This is a genomic window from Paenibacillus sp. JSM ZJ436, from assembly GCF_044383795.1.
GTDB classification, from domain to species: domain Bacteria; phylum Bacillota; class Bacilli; order Paenibacillales; family Paenibacillaceae; genus Paenibacillus_AQ; species Paenibacillus_AQ algicola.
In genome coordinates this window covers 348,973-363,738 of sequence record NZ_JBISEO010000003.1, presented here as the reverse complement: position 1 = coordinate 363,738, position 14,766 = coordinate 348,973, and the positions used below count along the sequence as shown (strand labels likewise).

The following is a 14,766-nucleotide window of genomic DNA, read 5'->3' as shown; positions in this document are numbered from 1 at the left end:
TTCCTCCTTGAGCTAATGTTAAGGGGAGTCATCATTGATACTTAACATATGAGGAAGGCCCGTAAACTAAAACTAAATAAAATAACCCCGCCGCAGCATGGCACATCCATGCAGCAGCGAGGCACTGGGTACAAATGATCGATGTATTGCCGGCTAAGCCAGACTAGAGCATTACCGCTGTTCGGGATTTAAAGTCTACACCCTTGTAATACATATCCGCCACCAGCAGGTTTGGACCGCAGCAGCTGACTGCATCACAATGGCAGTTAACACTCTGGTTCAGCGGATGCCCGGTGCTCCAGGCTGTGAATATATCGTCCAGTCGATCCTGCTTCATATTTCCGAAGGCCGGGATGTCTGAAAAATCCGTCACATACACATCGCCGGTAAACAGGTTCACATTAACCCGGTTGCGCCCGTCAGGATCGTTACGCACCGTGACATTGTCCTCGGCCGCCAGGCGGCGGATCAGCTTCCAGTCACTCTCGTCCTGACTGCAAGAGAAGAACGGCAGCGTACCAAAGAGCATCCAGATGTTGTGATCTCTTGCATCCAGCAGCCGGTGAATGGCTGATTTCATATCGTCGAGCGACAATACGGGCAGTGAAGCTGCGAAATTGGAGGCGTACATCGGATGCACCTCATGGCGGACACATCCCATCTCCGCAATCTGACGGTGGATCTGATCCAGCTTCTGATGCGTCCGGTAGTTGATCATGGACTCTGCCGAGATCATCATCCCGGCCTTACTAAGCTCCTGTGCATTGGAAATCATCGTTTCATACATTCGGTAGGCCGCTTCCCGCGGTACCGGATGGGCACTGTTCGCAAATCCCACCTCATAGAAATCATCACCATTCAAATAATTGAAGGAGATATGCATAACATCAAGGTATGGGAGCATTTTCTCATATCGGCTAATGTCGAGAGTCAGGTTCGAGTTGATCTGAGTACGAATGCCGCGCTCGTGCGCATATCGAAGCAAGGGGAGGAGAACATCATCCACCGTTTTTCCGGAAAAAGCAGGCTCACCGCCCGTCAGGCTGATCGTCTCCAAATGCTCCACCTCGTCCAGGCGCTTCAGCATCATATCCAAGGGAAGCATCGGGGCTTCCTTCATCACGAGCATATCACCTACCGCACAATGCTCGCAGCGCATATTACATAAATGGGTTACGGTCATCTCCACACTGGTGAGGACGTGCCGTCCGTGTTTCCGCAAAGAAACAATCGGGTCCCAGGGATCAAAATCCGGGGATAGCGGTGTCCGTACGGACGGCCCTTCTATCAAACGGTTATTCATGATTTTCCACCTTTATATCTTTTATTTCTAATCAGACGCTCCATTATAACACAAGCTTCCCTCAATCAGAGGTTCTGGCGGGATTTCCGCGTTTCCGCGAAGCCTTGGGGAGCAGCCACCGGGGTGCCCACCAGTTCGCCCGGCCCATGAGCTTCATAAAAGCTGGGACGAGCAGCATCCGGATAATGCTTGCATCTAGCAGAATGCACACGGTCAAGCCAAGACCGATCGCCTTCATCATCTCATTATCAGTAAACACAAAAGCACCTGCCACTGCTGCCAGAATGAGCGCCGCACTCGTAATCAGGCCTCCGGTTGAGAATAGTCCTTCCATCGTGCTCCTCTCATTGTCTCCTGTTGCCTCGTATCTTTCCTTGATTCTGGACAGCAGAATGACTTCGTAATCCATCGAAATGCCGAACACGACACAGAAAATGAGGATCGGCAGCAGGATAAACACCGAGCCCGTGGAGCTGATCCCGAGCAGGCTCGCCCCCGTGCCTTCCTGAACAACCTGGACCACGATGCCAAGACCGGCGCCCAGGCTGAGCACGTTCATCAGGACCGCCTTCAGCGGCAGCAGCAGGGATCGAAAGGCAATCATCAGCACGGCATACGTGGCAGCAAACACAAAGAGCAGGACATAGGGAATTCCATCTTGAATGGCCTGCATAATATCCAGCTTATACGGAGGAATCCCGGTAATATACACGGTTAATGCCTCCGGCGTCAAGCTCCGGAGCCTTTCGATCAGCTCCACCGTCTGCTCCTGTACATCTCCATACCGGGGCACGATCGCTACAGCAGCCCATTGCCCGGACGCTACCCGGTAGCCCTGAAGCTCTTGATTGAAGTCTTCACTCTGCAAAAAGACAGCGATCTCTTCCGCACGGCCCCGGGGTGCAAGGCTGAGATAGGTTTCCACCCTCTGCACATCAGGCAGGGCCCGAATTTCATCACTATAGGATTTCAAGGCTTCAATGCTCTCTATCTCCTGATACGATGCCGGAAGCTTCACGGCTGCAACGATCGGATACAGCTCCCGCTCATCAAAAGCCTGCTTCAGCAGGTCATCGCCGGTCCTGGATTCGTAGCTGGGCGGCAGCACTTCAGCCGAAGGTATACCTGCCTGCATGCGCGACAGCGGCAGCATGGCGAGCAGGAGCAGCAATGTCGCAAGGACGGCAACCGTACCAGGCCTGGACATGACAAAGGCAGACAGACGGTGCCATACCGTCTGCTGCGGAGCAGGCGAAATAGCCGGGCGACGGCGAAGCCGGGTGCCCGTCATGCCGAGCAGGGAAGGCAGCAGCGTATTGGCCGCCGCCACCGAGATGATGACGACTGCAATTCCGCCCAGGCTGAACGAAGTGAAGATTGGCAGGTCGATGAAGGCCATAGCCACAAAGCCGATGCACACCGCCGCCCCGGAATAGATCACCGCTCTCCCTGATGAATGACAAGCCGCGGCTACAGCTGCTTCGGGATCACCTCGATCCAGCTCCTCCCGGAACCGGCTTACGAGAAACAGCGCGTAATCCATGCCGACCGCTAGGCCCAGCATCGTGACGGCATTGGGCAGGAAGTTGCTGAGGCTGTGATTCCATAATGCTGCACCGTATAACAGGCCCATCGTCACAGCGACACTACAGACTCCGACAATGACCGGAAGCGCCGCTGCAGCGAACGAGCCGAAAGCGAGCCTCAGAATAAGCAGCGCCAGCGGAATACCGATCAGCTCGGCTGTCACGATGTCCTTTTTGACAGCTTCATTCATATCAGCCAGCACAGCGGTATTGCCCGAAATATACAGCTCATATCCAGGTATCGCCGGCAGAGCCCCGCGGATTTCATCAAAGTACCGCAGCACATCCTCAGGCTTGTCCCTCAGCTGGACCGTGACAGACTGGATATGCTCCTGTCCCGGCTTGCGCGTAGCTATCTGAAAAGAGGCAGCTTGTACATATGGCTTGGAGAGCATGGGGTCCAGCGCTGACATCATGGCGTTTTTTGCCGCAGTGGTCGTTAAATTATCTCCCGGTTTGCCGGCAATGACGATGTCCAGGGTGGTTGAAGAGATGCCAAGCTGTTTCTCCAGGATCTCCGCACTTTGCAGAGCCGGGCTGTTATGCGGGGTAAAGCCGTTCTGCTGCAGCAGGGAAGGCAGCCGAAACGCAAAGGGAAGCATCAGAAGAAACAATATGAACCAGGCAGCAGCAACGGCCCGGCGAAAGCGGTACATCCCCCGCCCCCACCTGTGCATTCGTGACTGCGGGCCATTCCGTTCCACTACAGTTCCTCCTCATCTTGTTGGAATATTAAGCGTACACTGCCTCTCCAATGCCGCAGATCATTACAGACAGACACTGTGACAGATCCATCTCATAGGGGGTGCGCAGCGGCTCTCCCTTGGGATTGTTCAGCACTCTCACGACCGGACGATGCGGAATCCGCGCATGAATCCTGGATACAACGCCGCTCTCTCCGGTAGACAGCATAACGGTGATGCCTGGCGGATAGATTGCGACCCGGTCGCGGAAAATCGCGAGAAAGCTCTGCTCATACAGCGTCCCACTTCCGGTGTACATCAGCTCTACGGCCTCGTGCGGGAGCTTGGCTGGCTGATACACCCGCTGGGTGGTCATGGCATCATAGGAATCGGTAATGGCAATCCATTTTGCAAATTCGTGAATATCCTGGCCCTGAATACCTCGCGGATATCCCGATCCATCCAGGCGTTCATGATGCTGAAAAGCGCAGTGTGCGGATAGCAGCGGAATGTTAGGCTCATTTTTCAAAATGTCGTAACCGATCTCGGTATGCTTTCGCATCTCGGCAAATTCAGCATCGGTCAGTCTGCCCGGCTTCTGAACAATGGATGCTGGCACCCTTGTTTTCCCGATATCATGGAGCAGCGCGCCCAGGCTCAGCATGTACAGCTGATTCCGGCTATATCCATAGGATAAGCCCAGCACCATCGTGTACAGACAGACGTTCAGGGAATGCTGGTACAGATTGTAATCCGATGCATTGATATCCGTCAGCAGCACCATGGACACCTCCATGGAGGACACCTCGTCCAGGACAGAATCAACGACGCCTGAAAAGGTTTTACCCAGATGCAGGAAGCTTCCTTTCAAAGAGCTTTGGTTCTCCAAATTCTTAAAGCTGGCCTGGATTGAGCGGACCGCCGAAAGGCGTGATTCCTCGCTAATCAGCTGGGGAATGACAATATCCTCCGTCACAGCGTCTTCAATGTAGACGTAGCCAAGCTTCAGATCCGTCAGCCGGTTAATCAGGCTGCTGGTCAGCTTCACGCCATCCGAGAGCAGAATCAAGCCGTCTGCGTTATATATTTTTTTGCCGAGCACCATACCCGGCTGCAGCAAATGTACAGGTACCAGACGCAACAGGCCACTTCCTCTGCTATGTATGTTGAATGTCAATATAATGCGGCCTCTCACTGCATGATAAACATCCAGAACAGTGCGGCCAGAATGAACCGATAGATGGCGAAATGAGTAAGTCTGACTCGTTGAATATATTTCATAAATGCCAGGATGACCAAATAGGCCACGACAAAAGATACGATGAAGCCAGCCGCAAATACGCCCATAACATCTGCTGTAAAATAGCGGTAGGAATCCAGCAGCTCATAGCCGGCTGCCGCGCACATGATCGGGATGGCGATCAGAAAGGAGAAATCCGCTGACGCCTTGTAGCTGACTCCGCTAAGCATCCCTCCTGAAATGGTGGCTCCGGATCTTGAGAAGCCGGGCCACATCACGGAAATTACCTGATACAGACCGATCAGAAAGGCCTGCTTCAGCGTAATTTCGTCCAGCTCCTGGGCCGTAATCACCGCTTTGCTGCGGTTAAACCGCTCCGCGAGGATCATGAATATGCCCCCGGCTACCAAGGAGAACAGTACAATATCTGCGCTGAACAGACTCTTGATATGATCCTTGGCCACATAAGCGACCAGCAGTGCCGGGGCGATTCCGAGCAGCACATGCATAAGCGTCAGCCGTGAGGCCTTTGTATCCTGCTTGCCCAACGGCTTGCTGTCGATAAATCCGAGCAGGCTCAGTATTCGCTGCCAATATACAATTGCCATAGCCAGGATCGCTCCCAGCTGAATCACGACCTCGAACGTTTTCATGAGCGGGGTCTGGTCATCGTAGCCCATCATTTTCGCGGTTAAAATCATATGTCCTGTAGACGACACCGGGATGAACTCCGTGAGTCCTTCCACAATGCCCAGAATGATTGCTGCCAGTATATCCATGATTATCCCTCCTGCTTAGTGGCGTTGTCCATACATATGTATGCTTGGCCCAAGCAGGTTAGTCGAATGTCATGTGATCCAGCGGGAATAGAAGCTTTCTTCAAGGGCACCGGGACGGGATAGCTCCAGGCGCAGCAGGTCTCTTAGAAATTCGGGCAACAGGTATTCAATCTGCTTACCGTGGGATAGCGACTCATAGCCCACCTTGAAGGTGAACATATCGAGCGTGCCTACCCGGTACTCCTTCTCCCGCTCCAGCGGCTCTCCTTGTACAGAAGCCTCCGTAATACGCGATCCGGCCGGACGCCTCATATCACAGGTGACCACCATGCCTGACAGTGCAAGCACGCCGAGTACATTGCCTCGGAAGCCGTAGCCCTTAATCCCCCGCTCCTGAAACTCTGGCAGCAGACTCTGCTCCAGCGCCTCCAGAATATGCTGTCCCTTCAACGTGACCACGCATGGGTTGATCGGCGAAGGACAAAGGGCATGAAGCATCCCGGTCGTAATTTCTCCCTCTGGCAGAGGGCCCAGCAGCTGCCCGGCATTTACAATAGCCAGCTCCGTGTTGGTGTAATGAGCTACAGCCTGAGCCAGGAGATTGGCAAAGGGAGACTCCGCCCCATAATCCAATGGAAGAGCTTGATCGGTAACTGCCGCAGCCTCGCTCAATTTCACGGCGGCGGAGTCCCGATGCTGCAGGATGGCGCCCTCGACCTCCGCATGCAGCTCCCGGTCCGGAACGGCAATGACTTCTCCATGGTCAAATTGAAGGCAACTGTCCTGACCTCGGCTGAATACAACCTTGCCGACATAATCTCCGAACTTTCCTGCGCCGCAAACGACGGTATCCGCAATGACAAGCGGCTGCTCCAGCAAATGATGGGTATGTCCTCCCAGGATGAGATCAATGCCAGAAATCTTCTCGGCCAGCAAGGAATCGGCTGTAATGCCTAAATGCGACATGACGATCACCACATCCACCTGGCTGCGCAGCAGCTGTACCTGATGCTTCAACGCTTCCTCCGGATCCTCCGCAATCCAGCCCAGCAGCTTGTAAAAGCTGTCATAAGCCGCTGTTGCCGCTGTAATCCCGATGGAGATTCCGGCACGTTCCAATATAACCTGCTCCCTCATCCACGCTGGCGGCCGGCCGGTGACAGCCTCCTTAATGTTGCAGCATACGACCGGACAATGCAGTCCTGCATAGGCCGCCTCCAGCGCTTCAAGGGGGACCGTCAGGCCTTCATTGTTCCCGATCGTAATGGCATCATAGCCGGTCAGATTCAGAACATCTACATTGGCCTGGCCCATCGTGCCTTCCGTCTCTATGGCAGCCCGGTCCATATGATCACCGATATCAAGCACCAGTACCGCTGACCGGGATCCGGCAGCTTTTCTTTCCCGGGAAATAACGGCCGCGTTCCCGCTCATTCTCTCAAAATGGCTGTGAATATCATTCGTATGCAATATGATCAATTTCTCAGCTGACATCTCACCCAATCCGCGGCCCTCCCTTGTCTGTTTCGTTACACTTTCCGGTCTTTTAAGCATAACATTTTAGGCGGGATTATGGTATATTGAAGCCCATAACAATTCGAGGTGAAATTCTATGGATACCATTCAAATATTGCTATTTGCCGGGCTGGCCGAATCCATTGGCCAATCCTCGGTCCACTTCCCGCAAGACCAGCTGCCTCTCGCCACCAAGGCACTGAAAGAACAGCTTATGAAAAGCTATCCGAAAGCGGCTTCCTTGATCTCCGTTTCCCTGACCGCGGTAAACCAGGAGTATGCAGGCGATGAGCACCTGATTCTGCCGGGCGATGAGGTTGCACTTATTCCTCCGGTTTCCGGAGGTGACGGGCTGGGCGGCGATTCTGGGGCTCAAGCTACACCGACAGTGTCTGCAGATGGACTTTGCATGATCAGCGGCCAGACTCTTCAGCCTGATGAGACCTTGGCTAAAGTACAGCACAGGAATCATGGTGCCTCCCTGTCTTTTGTCGGGACCACCCGCGAAATGACCGGAGAGATGAAGACCGTGACGCTGGAGTATGAAGCCTATGTGCCGATGGCACTTGCCGAAATGCAGAAGATTGTCCAACAGATTCAAGAACAGTGGCCGGGAGCCCGCTGCGCCATCTCCCACCGAATTGGCACGGTTGATGTCGGGGAGATCAGTGTGGTCATCGCCGTTTCAGCCCCCCACCGGGATTCTTGCTATGATGCCAGCCGCTATGCCATTGAAGAGCTGAAACGGACCGTTCCCATCTGGAAGAAAGAGATCTGGGAGGACGGCTCGGAGTGGAAAGGCGTTCAAACCGGTCCATGGGCTGCAACATTCGACAAAAACTAGCGTTTCGGCATTGATAATCCAATATTTTCTTGCTAAGATATTACTTAGGTTTTACATATCCATATCTTAACAGTAAGAAGGTGCGGCGCTTTGAGAATACATGTTACCGACCTGCAGCCCGGTGATACAATAACAAAGGATGCGTTCAATCCACATGGCGTTCATGTTATGCAACAGGGTACGGTCCTTCAGCTTGAGGAAATTTCCAAACTGCTGCAGCATAGTATTGATTACATTGAAATTCAAGCTCGGGAGCTTCATTTGCACGCCAGCACTCCGGAAGAGATGCCGGATAGCCTATACCGGATCAAGCCTCAATTCGATCAAGCAATCGAAGCCATTTCTTCTATTTTTATGAATGCCCTGAAGCACGGTAAATTTGACGAAGATGTCGTCGATGATGCATTTCAGCCGGTGGTTGATTCCTTGATGAAGCAGAAGGACGTGGTCTCTCTGCTGCTGATGCTGAATCAAGAGGATGATTATACGACCCGGCATTCGATGCAGGTGGGCGTGCTCTCCTACTATTTATCAACCTGGATGGGCTATTCCAAAGACGAAGCGTACGAGATTGGCAAAGCCGGTTACCTGCACGATGTCGGGAAGTGCCGCATTCCTAAGGAGATTCTGAACAAGCCTGGAAAGCTCACTGCTGAGGAATTCGATGAGGTCAAACGTCATACTACATACGGCTACGAAATTATCCGTGAATCCATGGATGATGAGCTGACAGCCCTGGTTGCCCTGCAGCATCATGAACGAGATGATGGCCGGGGCTATCCGCAGGCGCTCCAGTCTCATCAGATCCATCCGTATTCTCACATCGCGGCTGTAGCAGACGTATACAGCGCCATGTCCAGTACCCGTGTGTATCAATCCAAGCGCCAACTGCTGCACGTGCTGCAGGAGCTGTATCGGATGAGCTTTGGACAGCTGAACGGCAAGCCGGTTCACGCATTCATCAAGCATATGCTGCCGAATTTCATCGGCAAGAAGGTCACCTTGGCATCAGGCCAATCGGGCACGATTGTCATGACCAATCCGTCTGATTATTTCCGACCACTGGTCCAAACCTCGGCTGGATTTATCGATCTGTCCAAGAGCTCCGAGGATGCCATTAAAGATATTAAACTATGACTCGTGTAGGGGCGAAGCCTCCCCTATACGCACGAACCCCCTTTGATCCTGGATCAAAGGGGGTTCCTTATATGTTAGAGGTAGCTTTATTATAACGCCGAAATCTTAAAGAACCCTTAAAGACAGATTAGGAGAGGCTAAAATCAATGGGATGTATGAATATAGCGATGTCTGTGTGGTATGAGATAAAAAAAACGTGTCTGATGCAACTGGGACACGCAAGCGTGATCAGTCGCATCAGACACGTATTAACATGTGAATAAGCTTTAACCGATGGAACCTTCCATTTCGAACTTGATTATTTTAGCGTCATGAAATTCACCTCTCATATGTAGGTGGCAGGTGTACGACAAAAAGTCTCCCATTTATTGGGCGACTATTGATGAATCATTATTATTTTAATTTTCATTTCTAAAATTAATTTTGTCGTGATATTCCCACAACCAAAACTCAGATCCCTGACATAGAATTAATCTTCCGAACCAAGTTTTAAAATCACAATGAATTGGAATAGCTTCGCTGATTTCTTTCATCGCATCAAGAAAAAAAATATAGGGGAAGATATTGTTTCTACACCTCTCAGAATCAATACATATCGCACCTGCTATATAATCAGTCCAAGCTATAGGGTACCAGTGAGAAGGGATTTGTTCCATTTCATCATGGATATTTATAATTCTCTGTAGATTAAGTAAATCAATCCCTCCGCCATAATGAGGATGTGTAAACATTAAACATCCATCTGATACGCGCAGAAAACTTTGATAGTCATCAGGAAAATACCAACCATGTTCTTCTTGAATGCCCAAAAGATAACTTTCGTTTGTACCCTGATTCCAAACACAAACAGCCCATGGTTCGTTATCACCTGGAATTAAAAGCTTTAGGGTACCCTTTTTAGAATTTGCTTGCTCTTTTTTTAATGATGCGATTAGTTTTTCAATGTTTGCATTCTCCAATCCCTTTACACCCCAATCAATAATTAATCCACCAAAAACATCGTTTGAATCAAAAAGAAGTAATTCTGCGTTATGCAAACTACAAGGCTGCCGAAAATAATATAGTGTTTCACCAACATGACGGCAGATGACTCAGAACGAATGTGGTTCATTTGCTTAAAGATGGTGCAAATATAAAATACGTGTCCGAGCGACTTGGGCACGCAAGCGTGAAAGTCACAGCGGACACGTATTTACATGTTACAGATAAAATTGAAGATCATGCGCTCACTCTATATGAACAATACGTAAAGTAAACGGACAAATAACGGACAAACCTACATTTAGGAGTATGGAATCCTTAGTGAATAAGGCTTAACCGATTGAACCTTCCATTTCGAACTTGATCAGTCGGTTCATCTCCACCGCATACTCCATCGGCAGCTCTTTCGTGAACGGCTCGATGAAGCCCATAACGATCATCTGTGTCGCTTCCGCTTCACTCAAGCCGCGGCTCATCAGATAAAACAGCTGATCCTCAGATACCTTGGAAACGGTCGCTTCATGCTCCAGCGTCACGTTATCGTTCTTGATCTCATTATAAGGAATTGTATCCGATGTGGATTCGTTATCCAGAATAAGAGTATCGCATTTGATGTTCGCCTTGGCGCCTTCAGCATTACGTCCGAAGGAAGCGAGACCGCGGTAGGTTACTTTACCGCCATGCTTACTGATGGACTTGGATACAATTGTGGACGTCGTATCCGGAGCCAGATGGATCATCTTCGCGCCGGCATCCTGGTGCTGGCCTTTACCCGCTACAGCGATGGACAGAACCATCCCTTTAGCGCCGCGGCCCTTCAGAACAACGGCAGGGTATTTCATCGTCAGCTTGGAGCCGATGTTGCCATCCACCCATTCCATGGTTGCATTTTCTTCTGCCACCGCGCGCTTGGTCACCAGATTATAAATGTTCGGTGCCCAGTTCTGGATGGTAGTGTAGCGAACGCGAGCGTTCTTTTTACAAATAATTTCAACGACTGCGCTGTGCAGGGAATTCGTGCTGTAGATTGGAGCCGTACAGCCCTCGACATAGTGCACGAAGCTGTCTTCATCTGCAATGATGAGCGTCCGTTCGAACTGCCCCATGTTCTCGGAGTTAATGCGGAAATATGCCTGCAGCGGAATTTCACACTTCACGCCTTTAGGAACGTAGATGAAGCTTCCGCCGGACCATACAGCACTGTTCAGTGCCGCAAACTTGTTGTCCGAAGGAGGAACCACTGTAGAGAAGTATTCCTTGAAAATTTCAGGATGCTCTCTCAGCGCCGTGTCGGTATCTGTGAAGATAACGCCTTGGTCTTCCAGGTCCTTCTGCATGTTATGATACACAACCTCGGATTCATACTGTGCAGATACGCCCGCAAGGAACTTCTGCTCTGCTTCCGGAATTCCAAGCTTATCAAAGGTTTCCTTGATTTCAGCAGGAACCTCTTCCCAGGTCTTGCCTTGCTTCTCTGAAGGTCTTACATAGTACTGAATATCATTGAAATCCAGATCCTCTAGATCTCCGCCCCATTTCGGAGTGTCCATCTTCTCGAACTGCTCCAGAGATTTCAAGCGGAAATCCAGCATCCACTGAGGTTCATTCTTGATCTTGGAAATTTCAGTAACAATTTCACGCGTCAAGCCTTTACCGGTTTGAAAAATAGCTTTATGCTCGTCGCGGAAACCATATTTATATTCTTCCATTTCAGGAGCTTTTTTTGCCATTTGTGTTACCTCCCTATCATGTTTAGGACTTTTCTTCCTTGCCTTCAATACCTTTACGAAGTGCGTTCCAGGCCAGGGTTGCACATTTGATGCGGGCAGGGAACTTATTGACACCGGATAGGGCCTCGATATCCTCATACTCGTCGAATTCCACCGTTTCCCCCTTCATGAGGGACGAAAATCTGCCAGCCAGCTCCTCAGCCTCCTGAACACTCTTTCCCTTGACAGCTTCAGTCATCATGGATGCCGAGGAGATGCTGATGGAGCAGCCCTCTCCCGTGTACTTCGCATCCTGGACTACACCGTCCTCCACCTTCAGCTGAAGAGAGATTCGGTCGCCGCAGGTCGGATTGTTCAGACTAATCGTAACATGGCCGTCTTCAAACATTCCTTGGTTACGGGGATTCTTATAGTGGTCCATTATGACACGTCTATACAAATCATCAAGTTGCATCGCCAAAATACTCCTTTGTCTGGATTAAGGCGCTGATCAACCGGTCGACGTCCTCTTCTGTATTATACAGATAAAAGCTCGCTCGTGCAGTAGAAGATACCTTAAGCCAGCGCATCAGCGGCTGACAGCAATGATGGCCTGCGCGGATTGCAACGCCCTGAGCGTCCAGCACCGTAGCCACATCATGCGGATGGACATCCCCCAGATTGAAGGTGATGAGTCCCACCTCGCGGACGGCAGGGCCGTACAGCTTAAAGCCGTCAAGCTCTGCCAGCCGGTTCATCGCATAAGCCGCAAGCCTGCTCTCATGGCGTTCAATCTCATCCATGCCAACGTCCTGCAGAAAATCAATGGCGGCCCCTAGACCGACAGCGCCGGCAATGATCGGGGTTCCCCCTTCAAATTTCCAAGGGAGGTCCTTCCAGTTGGACTCATACAGACCGACATCGTTGATCATTTCCCCGCCGAACTCAATCGGCTCCATTTGCTCCAGCAGCGCCTTCTTGCCATACAGGGCACCAATGCCTGTAGGCGCACACATCTTGTGGCCTGACAGGGCATAGAAGTCACAGTCCAGATCCTGAACGTCAATCTTCATATGAGGGGTGCTCTGCGCTCCGTCAACCGAGATCACAGCTCCGTTGCGGTGAGCAATTTCTGCAATTTCCTTCACCGGATGCACCACACCCATCACATTGGAGACGTAGCCGATAGCGACTACCTTTGTGTTAGGGGTCACCGTCTTCTCCACATCTTCCAGTGTAATGGTGCCATCCGGCTGCAGCGGGATATATTTCAGCGTGGCACCCACAGCAATCGCTGCCTGCTGCCACGGAATCAGATTACTGTGATGTTCCATTTCCGTCAGAACAATTTCGTCCCCCGGACCGCACACCGAGCGGGCATATGATGAAGCAACCAGATTGATCGCTGTCGTCGTCCCTCTTGTAAAAATAATCTCCTCGGTGCTCTTCGCATTAATGAAACGGGCGAGCTTCTCCCGGGCGCCTTCATAGGCGTCCGTAGCACGGCTTCCGAGCGTGTGTACGCCGCGGTGCACGTTGGCGTTTTCCCATTCATAGTAATGCTTGACCGCATCAATCACAGCGCGGGGCTTCTGCGAAGTCGCCGCACTGTCCAGATAAACCAGCGGATGTCCGTTGATCTCCTGATTCAAAATGGGGAACTGCTCGCGGATGGACGCGTTCATTGTCCCAGCTTCCTTTCAACGAGACTCTGAAGCTGATCACGCAGACCTTCCAGAGGAATCTCGCTGACTACCGGTGCCAGGAACCCGTAGATGATAAGGGACTCCGCCATGGTTCTGGAAATACCGCGGGACATCAGGTAGTAAATCTGCTCTGCATTCACCTGTCCTACGGAAGCCGCATGGCCTGCAGTTACATCGTCCTCATCGATCAGCAGAATCGGGTTCGCATCCCCGCGGGATTTCGGGCTCAGCATCAGTACGCGCTCTGTCTGCTGGCCGTCCGCCTTCGTCGCACCCTTCTCGATCTTGGTAATGCCGTTGATAATGGCCTGTGCTTCTTCACGCATCACAGCACGGGTAATCATCTGGCTCGCCGAGCTTTTGCCAAAGTGACGGGCTTGTGTGGTGTAGTTGATCTTCTGCGAGCCGGAGCCCACCGCGATGACCTTCGCATCAGACAGTGATCCCGAGCCCTTAAGAATGCTCATCGTGTCGCTGGCGGTATCGCCGTCATTCATTTCGCCGACAATCCACTCCATAGATGCGTCATTATCTACCACTGCACGGCGATAAGTAACGTCTGTGATGTCTGTCGACAGCTGATGCACGGATGCAAAACGAACCTTAGCGCCGTTCTTCACGAAGATTTCTACAGCGCCATTGTGCGTCACATGGCCTTCAAGTCCGCTGTCTACATAGTTATCGACGTAAGTCACCCGGCTGTTGGCTTCAGCAACAATCAGAATGTGAGGAGCAAACAGGGCACCCGCGTCATCGGTCAGCAGTACGGCCTGCAATGGAAGCTCAACCTCTACATTCTTCGGAACGTAAAGGAACACTCCGCCGTTCCAGGTTGCCGCATGAAGTGCAGCCATCGCATGCTCATCAGCCTTGATGGCCTGGTGCAGGTAAGGCTTCACCAGTTCCTCATGCTCGGAGCACGCGGTTTCCAAATCCGTAAAAATTACGCCTTGCGACCTCAGCTCATCCGACAGCTTGGTGTACACGGTGCCGCTGTTGCGCTGGATAATAAGTCCTCCCTCCCGGGAGCCCTCCACCAGCTTGGCAGCATGCTCCGGAAGCTCATCCAAGGATGTCAGCTCCTGAGCAGGCTTATACTCTCCATACGCTTGAATATTCCAACGGTCAATGCGCTGCTTCTCCAGCTTTGGCAACGGCAGGCTGCCGGCCAGCTCCAGCGCGGACAGGCGGCCTTCTGTTACCCATGCCGGCTCCTGCTTGCTTTGAGACACAGCCTTTAAGGCCTCAACGTTGACCGGAAGAGTTGTTTGTGTAGTCATATG

At 51.6% G+C, this 14,766-nt stretch carries 12 protein-coding genes; 2 read left to right on the top strand and 10 right to left on the bottom strand.

Annotation, left to right across the window (positions count from 1 at the left end; translation table 11 throughout):
* Positions 1-163 precede the first annotated feature (163 nt).
* The 5 genes from yfkAB to ACH6EH_RS05780 all read right to left on the bottom strand — a co-directional run bounded on the left by yfkAB (position 164) and on the right by ACH6EH_RS05780 (position 7,094).
* On the bottom strand, positions 164-1,303 hold the full coding sequence (yfkAB, locus tag ACH6EH_RS05800) for a radical SAM/CxCxxxxC motif protein YfkAB (protein ID WP_397331501.1): 1,140 nt from the start codon (positions 1,301-1,303) through the stop codon (positions 164-166).
* 61 nt (positions 1,304-1,364) lie between these two features.
* A complete protein-coding gene (locus ACH6EH_RS05795) occupies positions 1,365-3,593 on the bottom strand; it encodes an MMPL family transporter (RefSeq protein ID WP_397331500.1) in 2,229 nt (742 codons plus the stop codon).
* Between the two features lie 28 nt (positions 3,594-3,621).
* Positions 3,622-4,713, bottom strand: coding sequence for an HD-GYP domain-containing protein (locus tag ACH6EH_RS05790; protein WP_397331498.1), 1,092 nt, complete (start codon positions 4,711-4,713; stop codon positions 3,622-3,624).
* A 50-nt stretch (positions 4,714-4,763) separates the two neighbouring features.
* On the bottom strand, positions 4,764-5,591 hold the full coding sequence (locus ACH6EH_RS05785) for an undecaprenyl-diphosphate phosphatase (RefSeq protein WP_397331497.1): 828 nt from the start codon (positions 5,589-5,591) through the stop codon (positions 4,764-4,766).
* A gap of 69 nt (positions 5,592-5,660) precedes the next feature.
* Complete coding sequence (locus ACH6EH_RS05780; protein WP_397331496.1) at positions 5,661-7,094, bottom strand: bifunctional metallophosphatase/5'-nucleotidase; 1,434 nt, start codon at positions 7,092-7,094, stop codon at positions 5,661-5,663.
* A gap of 109 nt (positions 7,095-7,203) precedes the next feature.
* Between ACH6EH_RS05780 and ACH6EH_RS05775 the strand changes: the two genes are divergently transcribed.
* Positions 7,204-7,950: a molybdenum cofactor biosynthesis protein MoaE gene (locus tag ACH6EH_RS05775; protein WP_397331495.1), complete on the top strand. Its 747-nt coding sequence runs from the start codon at positions 7,204-7,206 to the stop codon at positions 7,948-7,950.
* Between the two features lie 90 nt (positions 7,951-8,040).
* Positions 8,041-9,087, top strand: coding sequence for an HD-GYP domain-containing protein (locus tag ACH6EH_RS05770; protein ID WP_397331494.1), 1,047 nt, complete (start codon positions 8,041-8,043; stop codon positions 9,085-9,087).
* 398 nt (positions 9,088-9,485) lie between these two features.
* Here the strand turns inward: ACH6EH_RS05770 and ACH6EH_RS05765 are convergent, their stop codons facing one another.
* The 5 genes from ACH6EH_RS05765 to sufD form a co-directional block, all read right to left on the bottom strand.
* A complete protein-coding gene (locus tag ACH6EH_RS05765; protein WP_397331493.1) occupies positions 9,486-10,124 on the bottom strand; it encodes an SMI1/KNR4 family protein in 639 nt (212 codons plus the stop codon).
* A 276-nt stretch (positions 10,125-10,400) separates the two neighbouring features.
* Positions 10,401-11,798: a Fe-S cluster assembly protein SufB gene (sufB, locus tag ACH6EH_RS05760; protein WP_138226454.1), complete on the bottom strand. Its 1,398-nt coding sequence runs from the start codon at positions 11,796-11,798 to the stop codon at positions 10,401-10,403.
* Positions 11,799-11,820: 22 nt separating this feature from the next.
* Positions 11,821-12,252: a Fe-S cluster assembly sulfur transfer protein SufU gene (sufU, locus tag ACH6EH_RS05755; RefSeq protein ID WP_397331492.1), complete on the bottom strand. Its 432-nt coding sequence runs from the start codon at positions 12,250-12,252 to the stop codon at positions 11,821-11,823.
* Positions 12,242-13,462 carry a cysteine desulfurase gene (locus tag ACH6EH_RS05750; RefSeq protein WP_138226456.1) on the bottom strand — a complete coding sequence of 407 codons (1,221 nt, stop codon included), beginning with the start codon at positions 13,460-13,462 and terminating at the stop codon, positions 12,242-12,244. The genes sufU and ACH6EH_RS05750 overlap by 11 nt, the downstream gene beginning before the upstream one ends.
* Positions 13,459-14,763 (bottom strand): Fe-S cluster assembly protein SufD, encoded by a 1,305-nt coding sequence (sufD, locus tag ACH6EH_RS05745; protein ID WP_397331491.1) that lies wholly within the window; start codon positions 14,761-14,763, stop codon positions 13,459-13,461. Before sufD ends, ACH6EH_RS05750 begins: the two co-directional genes overlap by 4 nt.
* Positions 14,764-14,766: the final 3 nt, after the last annotated feature.

Bases quoted from the DNA above. Each gene is read 5' to 3' on its own strand.
- ACH6EH_RS05750 (WP_138226456.1), bottom strand. From the start codon at position 13,462: ATGAACGCGTCCATCCGCGAGCAGTTCCCCATTTTGAATCAGGAGATC.
- sufU (WP_397331492.1), bottom strand. From the start codon at position 12,252: ATGCAACTTGATGATTTGTATAGACGTGTCATAATGGACCACTATAAG.
- sufD (WP_397331491.1), bottom strand. From the start codon at position 14,763: ATGACTACACAAACAACTCTTCCGGTCAACGTTGAGGCCTTAAAGGCT.
- sufB (WP_138226454.1), bottom strand. From the start codon at position 11,798: ATGGCAAAAAAAGCTCCTGAAATGGAAGAATATAAATATGGTTTCCGC.
- ACH6EH_RS05785 (WP_397331497.1), bottom strand. From the start codon at position 5,591: ATGGATATACTGGCAGCAATCATTCTGGGCATTGTGGAAGGACTCACG.
- ACH6EH_RS05775 (WP_397331495.1), top strand. From the start codon at position 7,204: ATGGATACCATTCAAATATTGCTATTTGCCGGGCTGGCCGAATCCATT.
- yfkAB (WP_397331501.1), bottom strand. From the start codon at position 1,303: ATGAATAACCGTTTGATAGAAGGGCCGTCCGTACGGACACCGCTATCC.